Raw genomic sequence first — 17,658 nt, 5'->3', positions numbered from 1 at the left:
CATTCCTCCGCCTGTTTTGGCATGCCGTTAAGTCCGCGCGGCCCATGATTTCCGCCGTTGCGGACCGACCGCGCGCGCCGCGATGCAGCGCAACACCCAATTTGTTCGATTTGGAGCCTAAATCGTACAAATACCCTCGTCAAAGATCGCCTTTATCCAGTTTTTCGAGGGCAAGCTCCGCCTCTTGCAGAACGGTTTCGCGGCGGTCTTTGTCCATCCTGTCCCAGGTGCGGTACATGTTGCCCATGCGCGGATTGCCTTCGAAACGATCTCTGTGACGGTCCAGAAAATGCCAGTAGAGCAGGTTGAACGGGCACGCCTTCTCCCCCGTTTTCTGCGCGACCTTGTAGTGGCAATGCTTGCAATAATCGGACATCCGATTGATGTAAGCCCCTGAAGACACATAAGGTTTTGACGCGATGATGCCGCCGTCGGCAAACTGCGACATGCCCACCGTATTGGGCGCCTCGACCCATTCGTAGGCATCGGCATAGACCTCGAGATACCATTCATGCAGCTCGGTCGGATGCACCCCCGCAATCAACCCGAAATTGCCCGTGACCATCAGGCGCTGAATATGGTGGGCATAGGCCTCTTCCCGCGTTTGCTCTACTGATTTGGCCAGACAATTCATTTTCGTCGCCCCACCCCAGTAGAGGTCAGGCAATTTTCTTTTGTGATTCAGCGTGTTACGCTGTGGGTAGTCAGGGCCTTCAAGGAAATAAATGCCCCGCACATACTCGCGCCAGCCGATGATCTGGCGGATGAACCCTTCCACGGCATTGATCGGCGCATCGCCATTTTCATACGCCTTTTCAGCGGCTTGGCAGATCTCAAGGGGCGTGAGCAAACCGGCGTTCAGGTAAGGCGAGATGATTGCGTGGTAGAGAAAGCGATTGTCGTTGAGCATCGCGTCCTGATAGGCGCCAAACTTGGGCAGCGCCTGCGCGATGAAGTGCTCCAGAGCCTGCAGCGCCTCCTCTCTCGTCGTGGCAAACCAGAAGGGTGTCACGCTGCCAAAATTGGAGCCAAAGCGGGCCTCCACAAGGTCCAGAACCTCTTGGGTGATTGCATCAGGTTCAAAGCGTAAGGGCCCGGAAAAGCTCACATCTTCAGGCGCCGGCTTGCGGTTTTCATGATCGAAATTCCACTTGTCTCCGGCGGGTTTGTCTCCGGCCATCAACAGCCCTGTCTTGCGCCGCATGTCGCGGTAGAAATACTCCATGCGAAGCTGCTTCCGGCCCTCGGCCCAAGCCTCGAATTCCGCATGTGTCGCGATGAACCGGTCGTCCTCGAGGAGACTTATCTTCAGAGGTGCGTCCTGCAACGCTTTGATAAGACGCCACTCTCCCGGTTCTGTGGATAAAACCTCGCGCGCGCCCAGCTCGTCGGAGCGGCGGATCAATTCCCCCACAATGGAGCCTGTGTTTTTTGTGTCATCCAGCTCGGTGTAGAGTACGTTCCAACCGTCCTCACGCAGTGCGTGCGCAAATTTCCGCATGGCGGCAAAGAGATAGGCAATCTTCTTCGGGTGGTGGCGGACATAGCTCGCCTCCGCCATGACCTCGGCCATGACGACCGTGTCTTTTTCTTTGTCAGCCGCTTTCAACGCAGCGACATTCGGGGTCAACTGATCTCCCAGAACCAAAACCAACCGGCTCACCACGCCACCTCCTCGCCCTGCCAGTCAAAGAAGCGGCCGGATTGCGCGGCGTCCAGATTATCCATCACGCTCAACAAGTTACCCGCGGCCTCTTCCGGCGGCACAGAGGGGTGACGGCTAAGGTACTTCTGCGTAAACGGCGTGGCGACAGTGCCTGGATGCAGGCTCACGATGGCCGCTTGTTTGTGGCTGCGGGCCAGTTCAATGGCGGCGCAGCGCACCACCTGATTGACTGCCGCCTTCGCCGCGCGATAGGACGTCCAGCCGCCCAGACGATTATCCCCAATAGAGCCGACCCGCGCAGAGAGCGTGGCCCAGACCGATGGGCTTTTGCGCGGCAACAGCCGGGCCGCATGACGCAAACACAGGGCGGGCCCAATGGTATTGAGGGCAAATTGCGCGGCCATGGCCTGCGCCGTCACCGATTTGATGGACTTCTCGGGCTCCGCGCCCGCGATCTCCAGCGCGCCGGTGGCCACGATCACGCGGTCAAAAGGCCCCTCCAGCGCGCCCAGATGGGCATCCACGGAAACCTGCTCCGTGAGGTCCAAGCCATTGCTTGAGCGGGATAATTCCGTCACGGCGTCCGCGCGCGCGCGATGTGCGGCCACCAAGGCCCGGCCGATCCCGCCGGAGGCGCCGATAATCAGGATGTGTTGTGTCATGCAGGCGGACCTAACGCGCGGGACGCAGCCATCAAGTCCTTGCGTCGCGCCGCGAATTCCGCATAGAACAAAACATGACCACCCATGCCTTCTCCTTTTGCGGCCACCGCTTTGAAGCGCGTCCCAGCGGCGCATTGTTCTGGCCCGCGGAGAGCCTTCTGTGCGTGTCGGATCTGCATCTTGGCAAGTCATCACGGGCGGCACGGCGCTGGGGCGTTCAGCTTCCCCCCTATGACGTGCAGGACACGTTGCAACGGCTGGAGACGGAGGTTGATGCCACGAGGCCCGCGATTGTTCTGTGCCTCGGAGACAGTTTCGATGATCTCCAGGCCTCCACAGATCTCGGCGCCGGCGCGCGCGACTGGATTTTGCGGCTGCAAGCCGGGCGCCGCTGGATCTGGGCGGAGGGCAACCATGATCCAGGCCCCGTTGATCTGGGCGGGGAGCACGTGGCGGAATTGCGCCTGCATGATGTGGTTTTTCGCCATATCGCAGAGCCCGGGGCCACCGGAGAAATCTCGGGGCACTATCATCCCAAAGCGCCGGTGCGCACCCGCGCGCGCACGATCACGCGGCCCTGCTTTCTGCGGGATGACGCGCGCGTGATCCTGCCGGCCTTTGGCACCTATACTGGCGGATTGCGCTCGGATGCTGACGAATTATGCGCCTTGATGCGCGACGATGCGCAGGCAATTGTCACTGGCCAGACGGCCTTTGCCGTGCCCATGCCGCGGAGCAAACCGGGGTTTGGCCCACCCCATGCGCGCGCCGGCACGGCGGCGCGTCTGGCGCAGGGAGGCAAGCGATGACACCGGAGAAAAAACACGCGATCGAAGAGAGTTTTGCGCGCCAGACCCTCATGGACACCCTGGGCGCGCGCCTTGTCTCCATTGAAGATGGGCAAGTTGTCATTGAAGCCGCACTGCAGGGCAGCACAAAACAACAACATGGCTTTGCCCATGCCGGGCTGACCTTCGCCATTGGCGACAGTGCGGCTGGCTATTCCGCGATGTCTCTTTTGCCAGAGGGCAGCGATGTTCTCACAGCGGAGATCAAGATCAATCTGCTGGCCCCGGCCAAGGGACCCATTCTGCGTGCGACGGGCCATGTCATCAAAGCGGGGCGGCGTTTGGTGGTTGTTTCCTCAGTGGTGCAAAACATCGCCGACGACGGCACCGTGACCGATGTGGCTGTCTTGCAAGGCACGATGGTTCCCGCATGACTTCGCTGGGCGACGGCGGTTGATCAGGCGTGGCCCGCCTCCGCCGAGAGCGCGAGAGCGGGCACACCGATACGCTCCAGCGCGGTTTCCCACTTGGCGGTATCAGGCGTGTCAAACACCAGTGCGTGATCCGTCGGGCAGGTCAGCCAGCCGTTTTCGGCAATTTCGCTTTCCAGCTGCCCCGGCCCCCAGCCGCTATAGCCCAGTGCCATGACGAAACGCTCAGGACCCTTGCCCGCGCCCAGTTCCTCAAGAACATCGAGTGTGGCTGTCATGCTCATGGTCTCGGTGACTTCGAGCGTGGCCACCGGGGAGCGGTAATCCGGCGTATGCAGGACAAAGCCGCGACCCGTTTCCACAGGGCCGCCGAAATAGACCGCGCGGGAGGCATGGGTCTCGTTGTGCGCAAGCTCCAGCTGCGCCAGCAGATCACCCAGACGCAGCTCATCGTTGGGTTTGTTGATGATCAACCCCATCGCGCCTTCATCGGAATGTGCGCACATATAGACGACAGCATGGGCGAAGCGCGGATCGCCCATGCCCGGCATGGCAATGAGGCACTGCCCGGTCAGATCACTGTGGGTCGTCTCCAAGGGGATGCTCTGGCCTCCTTCAAACGCGTTTTGCGGGTCACATTTCCGTCTGATCATGGGCTGTGCGCCACGTTCACGCAACCCTCGCTGCCTCGTGACTTGGATTTCAGCGGATGTTGGGCCAAATGGAGGGTATGACGTCACGAGTTCTCCCCTGCGCCGCGCTGGCGCTGTCTATGGCTCTGCCTGCTTTTGCGCAGGTGGATAACGATATGGTGCATGCCGAAGTCCTGCCCGGCTGGCGGGACGCCGACGGCACGCATATGGCGGCCTTGCGCATCACACTTGCGCCGGGTTGGAAGACCTTCTGGCGCGCACCGGGAGATGCCGGGATACCTCCGCGCTTTCGGACCGAGGGCAGTGAGAACCTCAGTACGATGCGGCCCATCTGGCCCACCCCGCATGTCTTCAACGTGAGCGGGATGCGCACGGTCGGCTATCAGCGCGAGTTGATCCTGCCGCTTGAAATCACGCCAGAAGCCGACGGCGACACGGTCTCTCTGGCGGGGACCATCGATATGGGGATCTGCAGCGATGTCTGCGTGCCGGCGTCGCTGACCTTTGAGGCCACCCTGCCCCCGGATGGGGCCTCAGACGCCCGCATAGTCGCGGCCATTCTGGACACGCCCTACAGCGCGTCTGAAGCCGGTGTGGCACAGGTCGATTGCTTCATGGGCCCGGTCCAGTATGGCATGGGGCTGCGGGCGGAGATCACCCTGCCCCAGATGGCCGGGCGCGAGGAAGTCGTTGTTGAAGCCTCTGACCCCTACATCTGGGTGGCTGAGCCGCGCAGCTGGTGGGAAGGCGATGTATTGATCGCGGAGACCGAGCTGTCACATACCGAGCGTCAGGGTTTTACCGTGACGCAGGACGATTTGCGGATCACGGTGATCGCCGACGGCGAGGCCGTCGACATTCAAGGCTGTGCCACAGAGTGAGCCCGGCGCGCGATGGCCAGCGAGAGACCGGCGATCATGTAGACCACCAAACAGATCGCAACCATGCCAGCGGCGTAGAGCGCAAACACTGTGCTGAAGCTGTCCATCGTCAGCGGCAGGTGTGATGTGAGCGCGCGTGGCAGGCTGCCTGTCACAACAAAGCTTCCCAAAGTGGCGCCCAGCCAGCCAAGCATCGCGACACTGGCCGCACCTAGCAGCAGGCGCACACGCCCCGCACGGAAGCCAAGCCCGCGCCGCAACGTTGCGATCAACCGTCCGCAATCGGCCTGAATAGCGACAAGCGCCGGGACGACCAGCAAGACCAGCACCATGCCAAAGCCAAGACCATACACAAGCGTGATGACCGTGGGCTTGAGGAATTGCGCCTGCGAGGATTGCTCGTAAAGCAACGGTGCGAGACCCAGAACCGTTGTCAGCGTGGTCAGAAGGACAGGCCGCAACCGATCCGTTGCCCCGTCTATGATGGCGGGGAAAATGCCTCTGTCGCGGGCTTTTTCATCAATGGTCGTGATCAACACGATGGAATCGTTGATGATGATCCCCGTCATGCCCAAGAGCCCCACGACCGTGAACATCGAGAGCGGCACCTCCCATTGCGCATGGCCGTAGATCGTACCGACAAGACCAAAAGGAATGATCGACATGACCACCAGCGGGCGTGTCCAACTGGCAAAGACCCATGCCAGAACGATGTAGATGCCCAGCAAGACGAGCGTGAGACCGGTACGGGCATCGCTGAGGAACGTGTCTTCCTGCTCAGACAGACCGGCGAGAACATATTCCACCTGCCGCTCCTCGGAAATGCGCGGCAGGATCTCCTCTTCGAGCGATTGCGTGAGCAATGTCGCGCGCGCGGCATCATCTTGCGAGATGTCACCGGTGACCGAGACGATGCGAATGCCATTCTCGCGCCGTATGGTAGAGAAGCCAGTGCGGCGCTCCACGCTGACGATATCGGCCAGCGGCACGTAAGCGCCAGAGGCTGTGCGCATTTGAGTGCGCTCCAGAAAATCGGCGGTCAACTCACCTTGCGGCAGCTCGACCCGAATACTCGCAGAGCGCGGACCATCCGGATAGGTCGCCGCTTCGATCCCCGCCAGTCGGTTGCGCAGCACACGGCCCAGAGCGTCAATTGTAAAGCCAAGGGCCTGCCCCTGCGGGGTCAGCTCGAGGATCAGCTCTTCCTTGTCATAAGCCAGGTTGTCTTCCACAGCTGAGACTTCGGGGAATTGCGCCAAGGCGCGTTTGAGGTCCTCGGATGCGCCTTTGAGGGTCTCGGCAGAGGCACCAAAGAACTGAACATTGAGAGCATCGCCCCCGGGGCCCGAACGCCAGCCGCGGAACGAAATCGTCTCGACGAGCGGATGACGGCGTACCGCATCCTGCAACTCGCCCACAAAGGCAAAGGAGGAATAAGGCCGCAAATCCGCGTCAATCAACTCGATGGAAATTCCGCCAAGCTGATCGGCATCCTTGGTATCGGTACCCGCCAGCCCGCGCCCGGCATTGCCGCCAATCTCGGAGATAACGTAATCCAGCGGGTTGCGCCCGTAGCGTTCCTCATATTGCGCGGCCAGCTCTTCGGTGACGCGCTGCATCTCGCGCATCATCTCCAGCGTGTCGTCGCGCGTGGCACCCGGCGCCATGGCAAAATTGCCCGTCACGGAGGTCCGTTCCGGCGCATTGAAAAAGCGCCATTGCACATCGCCTTGTATGAACAGGGCCGCTTGCGTGGCCAGAAGCACCGTGACCCCCGCAATGACGGCATAGCGCGCCCAGATGACGCCCGCGATAAACGGGCGGAAGATCGACTCGCGGACCCATTCAAACCCCTGGTTCACAACCCGGGAGGGCAGATCAAACCAATGGGCCTTGGCCTGATATTTGAGGGCCTGCGCCATGTGATGCGGCAGGATCAGGAAGCACTCCACCAGGCTCGCCATCAACACAACGATGACCGTGAAAGGAATGTCGCGGATGAGATCGCCAAAGCGACCGCCGATAATGACGAGGCCGAAGAAGGCGATGATCGTGGTCAGCGTCGCGGCAAAGACGGGCATAGACATACGCCGCGCAGCATTGGCGGCGGCCGTGTAGGGGTCCTCGCCCAAAGTGCGATGTCGGAAATCGGCATGCTCGCCCACCACAATCGCATCATCGACCACAATGCCCAGCGTGATGATCAATGCAAACAGCGAGATCATGTTGATCGTAATGCCAAAGGCATACATCAGACCCACAGCCGCCAGCATGGCCACCGGAATGCCCGCGGCGACCCAAAACGCCGTGCGCGCGTTCAGGAACAGAAACAGCAGCGTTACCACAAGGCCAAGGCCCACGAGGCCATTGTCGAGCAGAATATTCAAACGTCCGGTGATATACTCCGCCCGGGTTCTGATAAGCTCAACCTCTGTGCCTTCCGGCAGCGTCGCGCTGAACCGGGCGGCCACCTCTTCCACCTGTCGCTGGATGCCAATGGCATCGCCCTGATCTGCGCGGTCGACGCGGATGGAAATGGCCGGGTTGCTGCCCACGAAATAGCTGCGCTCACGGTCAATCCCCTCGACGCGGATTTGAGCGACATCGCCAATCGTGAGTTTGGAGCCGTCATCATTGGAGCGCAGGACGATGGCCGCAATCTGATCAGCCGAACGTTTTTCAACGCCAGTGCGCACCCGCGCAGACGCCCCCGAAACATCACCTGCGGGATCTGCGCTGACCTCCGCCGCAATGGCCTCCGCTATCTCGGACATGGTGATGTCATGGCGGATCAAGGCAATGGAGGGCACTTCCACGAGAGTCTCCGGCGCGGCAATGCCCCGGATGGTCGTCCGCGTGACGCCTTCCGCAAAGAGCCGCACGACGAATTCGTCGGCAAAGCGCGCCAGCTGGTCAACGCCGACAGGCCCGGTGATCACGACATCCGTGACCCTGTCGCGCCAGGCGCCGCGGCGCACCGTCGGATCTTCTGCGGCATCGGGCAGGGTCGTGATCTGATCCACCGCCGATTGCACATCGTCGGCCGCGCGCGCCATGTCCCAACCGGGATCAAACTCCAGCTCAATGGAAGCACGGCCTTCCCGGCTCGTCGCCGAAGAGCTTTCGACCCCTTCGACCGCCAGAAGCGCAGGTTCCAGCACCTGCACGATCGCCGCATCGACATCTTCAGCCCCCGCGCCCTCCCACGCGACGCTTACGGTCACATCATCAACGATGATATCGGGAAAGAACTGCGCGCGCATGTTGGGCATGGCCATCAGACCCGCGACGACCATGAGCACCATGACGATATTGGCCAGCGTCTTGTGGCGCGTGAAATAGGAAAACAGGTCTGCAGTCTTTGCGCTGGTGGCCCGCATCATGGATCAGCCCCCCATGCGGGATTCGATCCGCGCGACCATCCGCGCCGGGACCTTGGGCTGCTCCAGCTGCCCGAGGATGCGCGCCTTGGCCTCCGATGGCATCCTGTTATTGGCTTCGACAAAGGCGCGGATCTTCGCGCGCCGTTCCTCTGAGAGCTCAAGCAATTCGGGTTCGTCCATCTCAGGGGCCGCCCCGGGATTGAGCGCACGGACCTTGATCCCATCCCCCAGAAGTGGGGTGCGCTCAGCGACAACCGCGCGGCCTGAGAGCCCGCGTGCGCGCACCAGCACATCATTGCCCTGACGACGCAATACGTTGACCCGCATCGTCTCCAGACGCTCATCGGAGCCGATCACCAACACATCGCCCGCTGCATTGACCGCCAAGGACGGCAGCCGGACGACATTGTCCAACGGCGTCTCTTCGATCTCAACCGTGACGAAATCCCCCGGTTTGAGGCCCCGCGGCGTATCAAGACGCGCGAAAATCAGCCGCCCGGTTTGTCCCTCACCAACGGCGGCACTATCGCGCACCAGCGTCGCATCGCTCACCAGATCAACACCCAGCACATCAAGTTTCACGCGCGCCTTGGCCCGGCGCAATTGGCCGGTCTCATCGAGCAATCTCGCATAGGCTTCAATGGAGACCCGAAAGGCTACTTCCAGCGACAGCGGATCCACCAGCCGCGCCAGACGTTCATTGTTGGAGACAAGCCCGCCCTCGACGACCGCTACGTCGCTCAACGTACCGGCAAACCGTGCCCGGATGGTGGTGTCCGCCAATTGCCGCTCTGCTTCTGACAACGTGATGCGCATGCGCTCAAGTTGCGTCGCCGCCTGGCTCAAGCGCGCCTCGGCGGTTGCCAGAGCCTGCCTGCGCGTCAACACAGCCTGACGCGCGCTGGAGGCGGCCAGCTCGGCGGTCTCAACCGCTGTAGCCGTCCCGACGCCCCGCTCCGAGAGGTCGTTTTGGCGGTCAAACGCACGCTGGCGCAAGACAACCTGTTCTTGGGCTGCGGCCAATTCATCCTGCGCGAGGATCAGCGCGGCTGTCGCCTGCGCCTGCTCTGCCTGCGCGTCCTGCAAATCCGTGCGCGCCCGCGCCACGGCATCTTCGGCATTGGCTGGATCGATCCGCGCCAATACCTGCCCAGCCTCAACATGCGCCCCGTCCTCGAAATTCTCAGACAATTCAACAACCTGCCCCGCCGCAGACGCCCGAATTTCCAGCGTGCGCCGGGATTGCACCTCGCCAAAGGCTGTCAAAATCGGCGTTACCGACGTTGGATCGGCCTCAACAACATTGACAGCAAACACCCGTTCGCGCGCCGGTGGCGTGCGCGGCTCTTGCGCCATACGCTCCTGCACCGCGTCCCAAACGATGGTTCCGGCCCATAGAAACAGGCCCAGGGTCAGGGATAGCAGAAACAATCCAGTCAGACTTTGACGTAGAAAACGCATCTTGGGCAGGCCTCGCTCAACTTACCTCAGATGTAACCCGGAACGGCACGATGCCAAGCACCCGGTCACAAAGGTGTCAGAAAGATCTTACGCACAAGCGCACTATTTCCGTCGCACATGTTCGTCGAGGCGCGGTAAAATCTCGACGAAATTGCACGGGCGATGCCGATAATCGAGCTGAAGGCTCAGGATCTCGTCCCAGGCGTCCTTGCACGCTCCGGGACTGCCAGGCAATGCAAACAGATACGTCCCGTTCGCCACGCCACCGGTCGCACGGGACTGGACCGCCGATGTACCGATTTTCTTCATGGAGATAATGGTGAAGATCGTCCCGAAGGCATCAATCTCCTTCTCGTAGACATCGCGATGCGCCTCCACGGTCACGTCGCGGCCCGTGAGGCCCGTGCCGCCCGTCGAGATCACCACGTCAATCTCCGGATCGGCGCACCAGGCGCGCAGCTGATCTGCGATTTCGGCCCGTTCATCGCGCAGGATTTTTCTGTCAGCGACCCTATGGCCCGCCCCCTCGATCCGCTTCACGAGCGTGTCGCCGGAGCGATCCTCGGAGAGATCGCGGGTATCGCTTACTGTCAAAACGGCAATGCGAATGGCAATGAAATCAAGGCTTTCGTCGATGCGGCTCATGATCCGGCCTCCAGATGGTGTTTCAAACTGAGCAAATCCGCCCAGGCGTCCCGCTTGGCCCGCGGGTTGCGCAAGAGGTAGGCGGGGTGAAACATGGGCAAGGCCGGCACGCCGTAGCTTTCCGTCCACTGCCCCCGCAACCTGGTAATGCCACGTTTCATAAGGCCCGCGTCGCAGGAAATATTGCCCATCAAGAGCACAAGATCCGGCTTGGCCAAGGCGACATGCCGGGCCACGAACGGGCGCATCATCGCGATCTCCTCCGCGGTCGGGTCGCGGTTTTGCGGCGGGCGCCACGGCAAGACATTCGTGATGTAAACAGAGCTGTCACGCGACAGATCAATTGCAGCCAGCATCCGGTCCAGCAATTGCCCCGCGCGCCCAACAAAAGGCCGGCCCTCGCGATCTTCGTCGCGTCCGGGCGCTTCGCCAATAATCATGACCCGCGCACCCGCCACACCATCACTGAACACCAAATTGCGCGCTCCCCGTTTGAGCTCGCAATGATCAAAGGCCGCCAGCCGCGCCTGCAAATCCGGCAGATCCTGCGCCGCAGCCGCTGCAGCCACGGCCTCCGCCACAGCATCTACCTCCGCGACAGGTGCGGCGGCCGGAGGAACCACTGCAGGACCCGCCGCCTTATTCGCCGACGCAGGTTTCACAGGTGGCTCAGCATAGCGATCCACAGGCGTCTCGCCCACAGCATCCACTACGCCCAGCTCCACTTGCCACTCCAGCGCCGCGCGCAACGCGATATGTTCGTGCCAATCCATCACCAGCACCATAGCGCGCCCGCGCCGGGAGGAAAACGGCCCCTGTTTCTTCTGGCCCCAAATACGCAGATCCCGCCTAAAGCCTCCCGCACCAAACGTTGAAGAACCCGGACCTCCGGCCTATAACCGCGCCCAAAGGGAGCCGCCCATGACCTTCACCCAACGCCACCTTCTGGGGATCGAGCATCTGCACCCCACAGAGATCACCACGCTGCTTGATCTGGCGGAAGACTACGTGCGGCTCAATCGCTCCGCCGCCAAACATTCGGACGCGCTCGCGGGGCTGACCCAAATCAATATGTTTTTTGAGAACTCCACGCGCACGCAGGCCAGTTTCGAGCTCGCGGGCATGCGGTTGGGTGCGGATGTGATGAACATGGGCATGGCATCATCCAGTGTGAAAAAGGGGGAGACGCTCATTGATACAGCGCTCACTCTGAATGCCATGCAGCCCGATCTGCTCGTCGTGCGGCATCCGAGCTCTGGCGCTGCGGATCTTCTGGCCCAAAAGGTCAAATGCGCCGTTCTCAACGCGGGCGATGGCAAACACGAACACCCCACACAGGCGCTGCTCGATGCGTTGACGATCCGCCGCGCCAAGGGGCGGTTGCACCGCTTGAGCATCGCGATCTGCGGCGACATTGCCCATTCCCGTGTCGCGCGGTCCAATATGCTGCTGTTGGGCAAAATGGAAAACCGGGTCCGGTTGATTGGCCCGCCGACGCTTCTGCCGTCCGGCATCAGCGAATTCGGCGTCGAGGTGTTCCACGACATGCACGAAGGGCTCAAGGATGTGGACGTGGTGATGATGCTGCGGCTTCAGAAAGAGCGCATGGATGGTGGCTTCATCCCCTCCGAGCGCGAGTATTATCACCGCTACGGGCTGGACGCCGAGAAGCTGGCGCAGGCCAAGGAGGACGCCATCGTCATGCATCCCGGCCCCATGAACCGGGGCGTCGAGATTGACGGCGATATCGCAGATGACATCAACCGCTCTGTCATTCAGGAACAGGTCGAAATGGGGGTCGCCGTGCGCATGGCCGCAATGGATCTGCTGGCCCGCAACCTCAAAGCGCATCGCTCCGCCCAGCCTGCGAGCGTGCTGGTATGAGCGCGCGAGATCCATGGGCAGAGCTTCTGGATCCAGACATGAGCATCCTGAGGCAAGTCGCCCCGGAGGCAAAGCTATGCCTGCAATAGCACAGCCCGTTTGTTCGCCGCTTTTTTCTGTTTTTCACAGGGGTCTCCGCATTCTGGAAGATCACAGGCGCGTTCCACCGCGCCCGCGTTCGCGACTGCAACGCAATCACGCGGCGCAGCGTCATGACGTCTCACGCCAACTCCCGGCCGACAATGACCTCGAGCACGCCCTATGACGCCTATGCACATCCGTGAAAGCGAAGCAGGTCGCGTGCGTATCTTCGCCATTGATCTCCCTATGACGGAGGCGCAGCGCCTGACACAGACCCCGGGCGCACTGGCCGCGATGTTAGGGCTGTCCGAGATCGACACGGGCCAGTTGGAAATCTTCGATACGTCCGATCTCGCAGGCATGGGGCTGGAGACTTATTTGCTGGAGGGCCATGCCATCCCGCAAGACGAGTTGACGCCCATGCGCTGGCAACTCGACGCGCTGGAAGGGCCGGTCATGATCCTGCGTTCCGCGGCGATTTTGCAGCGCCCCGTAGACATGCGCCCCGCAGCCCCCCTGCGCTGGATCGCGACCTTCGGGGAGGCACAAGCCACCACGCCCGTCGTGCCACTCAAAGCCGAAACCGCGCGCGGCAGCCTTGGCGGCGCGCCTGCGCCCCGGCGACAGAAGAGCAGCTTGTGGTCCCTGCTTGTGGCCGCCATGTTGGTTGCGGCCCTTGGGGGAACGCTCTGGTTCGTTTTTGGAGGTGCGCAATGATCATCAAGGCTGACCGGCAGACCTATCTGCGCGATCATCTCGTCATGGCGGCTATCGGCGCAGGCGGTGCGACGTTGGCGCTGGTCTATCTCCAAACTGGCGATGTCTGGGTTGGCATGGTCGGGGCTTTGGCGGCCATTGGCCTGCGCGGCTGGTATATGGCCTCAGAAGAACTCAACGTCATTTGGGAGATCAGCGATGGCGCATTGCGCGCCCCGAGCCGGGTTTTGCCGCTGAGCAAGATCGCGGAGGTGCGCACAATCCTGAGCGCAGTGCAGGTCATTGCACAGGACGGGAACAAATACCTCATCAAGTATCAGGCGGACCCAAAATCAACAGCTGCGGAGATCCGCGCAATGCTGCCCCACGCGTGATGCTGTACCCTGAGGAAACTCTGGTTCTGGCGATGACGGAGAGCCGCGAGGTCCGGTTTCTGGCAGAAGCGCTCGCCGCGATCATTGCCACGGGGTCTGGCATTGTCGTCGCGCTCCTGTTCGGGTGGTCCGATGACAATGACAACTCGTGGAAAGTCCTGATCCAGATCGCTTTTGTGGCGCTGCCCGTCCTGTTTTTTGCCGCCATTCGCGGCCGTGCGCGGGTCGTGCTGACAGAACAGCGTCTCATCTTGATCCCGAGCGGGGCGGCGCCACAATCGCTGGACTTGTCGCACATTCGCAGAGTATCGGTCTGGTTCAACAACCTGCGCATCCACGATGCCAAGGGCGTGGCCTTGGTGTTGCCCAACCTGCGCGAAAGCGCTCTCTTGTGTGACCTGTTGCGGCAAAACCAAAATCTGGCTGGCTCTAAAAAGGATCTGTAATGTCTGACCCGTCTGACCCGAAAATGTCCGGCCGTGTGGCCACGATTGCATTGCTGGTTCTGTTTGTCCTTGTGGTCGTGATGGTTTGGGTGGCGTCCTGACCGCTGACCGCCCTTGACGCTGCGCAAGAGACCTTGCCCCGCGCGCCGTTTCCCGGCATCACACAGGCGACACGACTGACAGGACAGCCTATGACCGCGTCCCCCGCAACCTTGATTGTGACCAATCTCCATCTGGTGGACCCGGTGGCGGACCACGTGCGGCCTGGTTGGATCAGGATCGAGGACGGGGTGATCGCGGCAACGGGGCAAGGACCTGTGTCGGCCGCGCCGTCGGATGAAGGGAACACGATCGACGGGCGCGGCTGGCATGTCGCGCCGGGGATTGTCGATCTGGGGGTGAAGGTCTGCGAGCCGGGAGAGCGGCACAAGGAAAGCTACGCCTCCGCCGGGCGCGCAGCTGCTGCGGGCGGTGTGACCACAATCATCACCCGCCCCGACACCGATCCCCCCATCGACACACCTGAGACCCTCGAGTTCGTGGCTCGCCGCGCGCAATCTGATGCACGGGTGCGCGTGCACCACATGGCAGCGTTGACCAAGGAACGCGCGGGCCGGGAGATGACCGAGATCGGCTTTCTCAAGGATGCAGGCGCCGTGGCCTTCACCGATTGTGACCACGTCGTCGCAAACACCAAAGTGCTGAGCCGCGCCTTGACCTATGCCCAGGCCCATGGCGCACTGGTCATGGCGCATCCACAAGAACCCATGCTCTCCAAAGGCGCCGTGACGACCTCGGGCAAGTTTGCCTCACTCAGAGGGTTGCCCGCGGTCTCCCCCATGGCAGAGCGCATGGAGCTCGACAGGCTGGTTGCGCTGGTCGAGATGACCGGCGTTGCGCTGCATCTCGATCAGGTCACGACCGCACGCGCCCTGCCCGCTTTGGCCCGCGCCAAGGCCAATGGCCTCGATATCAGCGCGGGTACGTCGATCCACCATCTGACGCTGAACGCGCTCGACGTGGCGGATTACCGGACCTTCTTCAAGGTCAAGCCACCGCTACGCGATGAGGAGGACCGTCAGGCCATTGTCGAGGCCTTGCGCGAGGGCGCGATTGACGTCCTCTCCTCCATGCATACGCCGCAGGACGAAGAGAGCAAACGACGCCCCTATGAGGAAGCGGCTGCGGGCGCTGTGGCGCTGGAGACAATGCTTCCGGCGGCGCTCAGGCTCTATCATGCCGATGCGCTGAGCCTGCCGCAATTGTTCCGCGCCATGTCGACAAATCCGGCCAAACGTCTGGGGCTTCCCGGGGGGACACTTGCCGAAGGCGCTCCGGCTGATCTGGTTTTCTTTGATCCGGATGCACCGGTGATCATTGATCGTTTCAAGTTGCAATCGAAGTCCAAGAACACACCGTTTGACACGGCCCGCATGCAGGGCCGCGTGCGCGCAACGCTTGTCGGCGGGGACATTGTGCATGGGAGTTTGGGATGATGCCCGAGCTACTCTCCGCACTGCCCACGTTAGCGCTCTTTGCCCTTCTCGGATACGGGCTGGGCTCTATCCCATTCGGCATCGTGATTGCCCGATTGATGGGCCTCGGAGATTTGCGCCAGATTGGCTCCGGCAATATTGGCGCGACGAATGTCTTGCGCACAGGCAACAAACCCGCCGCCGCCGCGACCTTGATCCTCGACAGCGGCAAAGGCGCGATTGCCGTGCTGTTGGCCCGGCTCATGGCGCCGGAGGATGCCGTGCAGTTGGCTGGTCTGGCTGCGTTTCTGGGGCATTGCTTCCCGGTTTGGCTGGCCTTCAAGGGCGGCAAAGGCGTCGCAACCTTCCTTGGCCTGCTTCTGGCGTTGGCCTGGCCCGTTGGGATTGCGGCTTGTTTGTCGTGGTTGGCGGGCGCGGCCCTGACGCGGATTTCGTCCGCAGCGGCGCTGGTGGCGGCGGCCTCATCCATCCTCTGGGCATGGCTCTTTGCGCCTGCGGCGATTGTGCTCTGCGCAGCACTTGCGGCCATCGTCTATTGGCGTCACGCCGCCAATATCCAGCGCATTCTCAAGGGTACCGAACCCAAGATCGGCAAGAAATAAAGCGGTTCAGCTGCGCGCGAACAATGCGCGGACCGGCGCGGCCACCTCTGCGGGATGGGTGATGGGGAGCATATGGCCCGCACCCACAATCCGCGCACGGGTCACATCCGGCAAACGGCGCTCCAGACCGTCCTGAATGATGGCAATGACCCTGGGGCTCTGCGCCCCCTCGATGAGCAAGCTGGGCACATCCAACGCGTCGATCTGACCCGGCTGCAGTAACCCGCCTGCGTCATCGTGCAACGCCCCCTCGGCCGCCTGAATCAGAGGCATCTGCGACGCCCTAAGCGTTTGTTGCGCAGGAGGGATATCCTCCCAGGCCGTGGCACCACCCCAAATCCCAGTAAATGCGCGCGCTGCGGCCTCAAGTTCCCCGCGCGACATGGCCTGTTCGAAACCCGCGTGTTCTGCCTGAAAGCCTGCCTTGCACTCCGGCACATCGCGGAACGCTACGGCGAAGAACACGGGTTCGATCAATGTCAGGCTGCGAATGCGCGCCGGGTGGCTCAAGGCAAGACGCAAGGCAACCGTTGCACCAAAGGAATGGCCAACCAGATCGACCCGGCCCTCCTCCGGCAAAAGCGCTGCGGCCATGCGCGTCGACACGTCCTGAATATCACCGGGCCCGACCCACGGGCCCGACCGACCGTGGCCGGGCAGATCAAAGCCCGTACAGGATACAACATCTGAAAGGTGAGCGGCGAGGCCCCGCCACACGCCGGCATGGGCCAGCGAGCAATGAATCAGAAGGGCTTCTCTCGGCCCTTCACCAAAGCGCCGCCAATGGGCGGGATGCCCCGCCAAATGGCCTTGCGGCATTCAAAGCTTGCCAGACAGGATCAAATCCAGATCCTCGATACGGTCCTGCCCCCAGAGGCGCTGATCATCGTCTGTGATGTAGAAAGGCGCCCCGAAGACCCCACGATTGGCGGCCTCTTCGAGGTTGGCCGCATATTCATCTGCGCCCGCCAGCATGCCAGTGTCTGCCAGATCCGGATCAAAGCCTGCCTCCTCGAGGCACGCGCGGATCACGTCATCCTGCGCAATATCTTTCTCAACGGCCCAGCAAGAGCGGGTGAAGGCAAAGACCAATTTGCCCAGATCACCGCCGCCCGCCTTTTGCGCTGCAATCAGGGCATAAGAGGATGGCGCCATGTTGGTGGGCCAATGGGCGGGTTTCAGATTGAAGGGCATGCCCAGCTTCTTGGCCTGACGCACAAGCTCCTGCGCGCGCCATTCCTGGCGGCTGATATGGCGATCTTTGGGGGGTGTGCCGCCTGTGCGCCCGAAAAGCGTGATCAGATCAACAGGCTTGTAGGTGATCGTCGCGCCATGTTTGGCCGCGACCTCTTCCATCCGCATCCCTGCCAGATAGGTGTAGGGCGAGATCGTCGCGAAATAATAATCGATATGGGCCATTCTGGCACGCTCCTTCACGGGAATGTTTGCGGCACCGTAACCACGTGCTAAGCGGTGTCAACGTCACGA

18 protein-coding genes are annotated in these 17,658 nt (G+C 61.8%); 9 read left to right on the top strand and 9 right to left on the bottom strand.

The genetic code is table 11. The features are described 5' to 3' along the window. Positions 1–139: 139 nt before the first annotated feature. On the bottom strand, positions 140–1,666 hold the full coding sequence (locus tag ACP15S_RS02850; protein ID WP_425038065.1) for a cryptochrome/photolyase family protein: 1,527 nt from the start codon (positions 1,664–1,666) through the stop codon (positions 140–142). After that, on the bottom strand, positions 1,660–2,328 hold the full coding sequence (locus tag ACP15S_RS02845; RefSeq protein WP_425038064.1) for an SDR family NAD(P)-dependent oxidoreductase: 669 nt from the start codon (positions 2,326–2,328) through the stop codon (positions 1,660–1,662). Before ACP15S_RS02845 ends, ACP15S_RS02850 begins: the two co-directional genes overlap by 7 nt. A gap of 74 nt (positions 2,329–2,402) precedes the next feature. Here ACP15S_RS02845 and pdeM point away from each other — a divergent pair, with 74 nt between their 5' ends. Together pdeM and ACP15S_RS02835 are read left to right on the top strand one after the other, a co-directional pair. Then, positions 2,403–3,137 carry a ligase-associated DNA damage response endonuclease PdeM gene (gene pdeM / locus ACP15S_RS02840; protein WP_425038063.1) on the top strand — a complete coding sequence of 245 codons (735 nt, stop codon included), beginning with the start codon at positions 2,403–2,405 and terminating at the stop codon, positions 3,135–3,137. Further along, positions 3,134–3,550: a PaaI family thioesterase gene (locus ACP15S_RS02835; RefSeq protein WP_425038062.1), complete on the top strand. Its 417-nt coding sequence runs from the start codon at positions 3,134–3,136 to the stop codon at positions 3,548–3,550. The genes pdeM and ACP15S_RS02835 overlap by 4 nt, the downstream gene beginning before the upstream one ends. A 23-nt stretch (positions 3,551–3,573) precedes the next feature. On the opposite strand, the gene ACP15S_RS02830 is transcribed toward ACP15S_RS02835, so the two are convergent. Continuing rightward, complete coding sequence (locus tag ACP15S_RS02830) at positions 3,574–4,200, bottom strand: YqgE/AlgH family protein (RefSeq protein WP_425038061.1); 627 nt, start codon at positions 4,198–4,200, stop codon at positions 3,574–3,576. Between the two features lie 77 nt (positions 4,201–4,277). Here ACP15S_RS02830 and ACP15S_RS02825 point away from each other — a divergent pair, with 77 nt between their 5' ends. Next, on the top strand, positions 4,278–5,081 hold the full coding sequence (locus ACP15S_RS02825) for a protein-disulfide reductase DsbD domain-containing protein (RefSeq protein WP_425038060.1): 804 nt from the start codon (positions 4,278–4,280) through the stop codon (positions 5,079–5,081). On the opposite strand, the gene ACP15S_RS02820 is transcribed toward ACP15S_RS02825, so the two are convergent. The 4 genes from ACP15S_RS02820 to ACP15S_RS02805 form a co-directional block, all read right to left on the bottom strand. After that, positions 5,060–8,464, bottom strand: coding sequence for an efflux RND transporter permease subunit (locus ACP15S_RS02820; RefSeq protein ID WP_425038059.1), 3,405 nt, complete (start codon positions 8,462–8,464; stop codon positions 5,060–5,062). The genes ACP15S_RS02825 and ACP15S_RS02820 overlap by 22 nt on opposite strands. Positions 8,465–8,467: 3 nt before the next feature. Continuing rightward, positions 8,468–9,925 carry an efflux RND transporter periplasmic adaptor subunit gene (locus ACP15S_RS02815; RefSeq protein WP_425038058.1) on the bottom strand — a complete coding sequence of 486 codons (1,458 nt, stop codon included), beginning with the start codon at positions 9,923–9,925 and terminating at the stop codon, positions 8,468–8,470. 102 nt (positions 9,926–10,027) lie between these two features. After that, positions 10,028–10,570: a molybdenum cofactor biosynthesis protein B gene (gene moaB, locus ACP15S_RS02810; protein WP_425038057.1), complete on the bottom strand. Its 543-nt coding sequence runs from the start codon at positions 10,568–10,570 to the stop codon at positions 10,028–10,030. Beyond that, positions 10,567–11,343 (bottom strand): uracil-DNA glycosylase, encoded by a 777-nt coding sequence (locus ACP15S_RS02805; protein ID WP_425038056.1) that lies wholly within the window; start codon positions 11,341–11,343, stop codon positions 10,567–10,569. Before ACP15S_RS02805 ends, moaB begins: the two co-directional genes overlap by 4 nt. A 148-nt stretch (positions 11,344–11,491) precedes the next feature. On the opposite strand from ACP15S_RS02805, the gene ACP15S_RS02800 reads away from it, so the two are divergent. From ACP15S_RS02800 to plsY, 6 genes are all read left to right on the top strand, one after another. Continuing rightward, complete coding sequence (locus ACP15S_RS02800) at positions 11,492–12,454, top strand: aspartate carbamoyltransferase catalytic subunit (RefSeq protein ID WP_425038055.1); 963 nt, start codon at positions 11,492–11,494, stop codon at positions 12,452–12,454. Positions 12,455–12,715: 261 nt separating this feature from the next. Beyond that, positions 12,716–13,252: a hypothetical protein gene (locus ACP15S_RS02795; RefSeq protein ID WP_425038054.1), complete on the top strand. Its 537-nt coding sequence runs from the start codon at positions 12,716–12,718 to the stop codon at positions 13,250–13,252. Next, positions 13,249–13,626, top strand: a complete 378-nt coding sequence (locus ACP15S_RS02790) for a hypothetical protein (RefSeq protein WP_425038053.1) — start codon at positions 13,249–13,251, stop codon at positions 13,624–13,626. Before ACP15S_RS02795 ends, ACP15S_RS02790 begins: the two co-directional genes overlap by 4 nt. Then, complete coding sequence (locus tag ACP15S_RS02785; protein WP_425038052.1) at positions 13,626–14,072, top strand: hypothetical protein; 447 nt, start codon at positions 13,626–13,628, stop codon at positions 14,070–14,072. Before ACP15S_RS02790 ends, ACP15S_RS02785 begins: the two co-directional genes overlap by 1 nt. Before the next feature lie 191 nt (positions 14,073–14,263). After that, positions 14,264–15,568, top strand: a complete 1,305-nt coding sequence (pyrC, locus tag ACP15S_RS02780; protein WP_425038051.1) for a dihydroorotase — start codon at positions 14,264–14,266, stop codon at positions 15,566–15,568. Then, a complete protein-coding gene (plsY, locus tag ACP15S_RS02775; protein ID WP_425039639.1) occupies positions 15,568–16,170 on the top strand; it encodes a glycerol-3-phosphate 1-O-acyltransferase PlsY in 603 nt (200 codons plus the stop codon). The genes pyrC and plsY overlap by 1 nt, the downstream gene beginning before the upstream one ends. Before the next feature lie 6 nt (positions 16,171–16,176). Here plsY and ACP15S_RS02770 read toward each other — a convergent pair whose 3' ends face one another. Together ACP15S_RS02770 and ACP15S_RS02765 are read right to left on the bottom strand one after the other, a co-directional pair. Then, positions 16,177–16,989: an alpha/beta fold hydrolase gene (locus tag ACP15S_RS02770; RefSeq protein WP_425038050.1), complete on the bottom strand. Its 813-nt coding sequence runs from the start codon at positions 16,987–16,989 to the stop codon at positions 16,177–16,179. After that, entirely contained in the window at positions 16,990–17,589 is a 600-nt protein-coding gene (locus ACP15S_RS02765) for a 2-hydroxychromene-2-carboxylate isomerase (protein WP_425038049.1), read from the bottom strand. It lies immediately after the preceding gene. Between the last annotated feature and the right edge of the window lie 69 nt (positions 17,590–17,658).

This window comes from Primorskyibacter sp. S187A, assembly GCF_049800955.1.
GTDB lineage: Bacteria > Pseudomonadota > Alphaproteobacteria > Rhodobacterales > Rhodobacteraceae > JAKVBH01.
Note: the sequence above shows the minus strand (reverse complement) of the source record. Positions and strands in the feature narration are given on the sequence as shown.

Coding starts and splice junctions, on each gene's coding strand:
- ACP15S_RS02800 (WP_425038055.1), top strand. CDS start 11,492: ATGACCTTCACCCAACGCCACCTTCTGGGGATCGAGCATCTGCACCCC.
- moaB (WP_425038057.1), bottom strand. CDS start 10,570: ATGAGCCGCATCGACGAAAGCCTTGATTTCATTGCCATTCGCATTGCC.
- pdeM (WP_425038063.1), top strand. CDS start 2,403: ATGACCACCCATGCCTTCTCCTTTTGCGGCCACCGCTTTGAAGCGCGT.
- ACP15S_RS02770 (WP_425038050.1), bottom strand. CDS start 16,989: ATGCCGCAAGGCCATTTGGCGGGGCATCCCGCCCATTGGCGGCGCTTT.
- ACP15S_RS02805 (WP_425038056.1), bottom strand. CDS start 11,343: ATGGATTGGCACGAACATATCGCGTTGCGCGCGGCGCTGGAGTGGCAA.
- ACP15S_RS02830 (WP_425038061.1), bottom strand. CDS start 4,200: ATGATCAGACGGAAATGTGACCCGCAAAACGCGTTTGAAGGAGGCCAG.
- plsY (WP_425039639.1), top strand. CDS start 15,568: ATGCCCGAGCTACTCTCCGCACTGCCCACGTTAGCGCTCTTTGCCCTT.
- ACP15S_RS02815 (WP_425038058.1), bottom strand. CDS start 9,925: ATGCGTTTTCTACGTCAAAGTCTGACTGGATTGTTTCTGCTATCCCTG.
- ACP15S_RS02790 (WP_425038053.1), top strand. CDS start 13,249: ATGATCATCAAGGCTGACCGGCAGACCTATCTGCGCGATCATCTCGTC.
- ACP15S_RS02820 (WP_425038059.1), bottom strand. CDS start 8,464: ATGATGCGGGCCACCAGCGCAAAGACTGCAGACCTGTTTTCCTATTTC.
- ACP15S_RS02835 (WP_425038062.1), top strand. CDS start 3,134: ATGACACCGGAGAAAAAACACGCGATCGAAGAGAGTTTTGCGCGCCAG.
- pyrC (WP_425038051.1), top strand. CDS start 14,264: ATGACCGCGTCCCCCGCAACCTTGATTGTGACCAATCTCCATCTGGTG.
- ACP15S_RS02795 (WP_425038054.1), top strand. CDS start 12,716: ATGACGCCTATGCACATCCGTGAAAGCGAAGCAGGTCGCGTGCGTATC.
- ACP15S_RS02825 (WP_425038060.1), top strand. CDS start 4,278: ATGACGTCACGAGTTCTCCCCTGCGCCGCGCTGGCGCTGTCTATGGCT.
- ACP15S_RS02845 (WP_425038064.1), bottom strand. CDS start 2,328: ATGACACAACACATCCTGATTATCGGCGCCTCCGGCGGGATCGGCCGG.
- ACP15S_RS02785 (WP_425038052.1), top strand. CDS start 13,626: ATGCTGTACCCTGAGGAAACTCTGGTTCTGGCGATGACGGAGAGCCGC.
- ACP15S_RS02765 (WP_425038049.1), bottom strand. CDS start 17,589: ATGGCCCATATCGATTATTATTTCGCGACGATCTCGCCCTACACCTAT.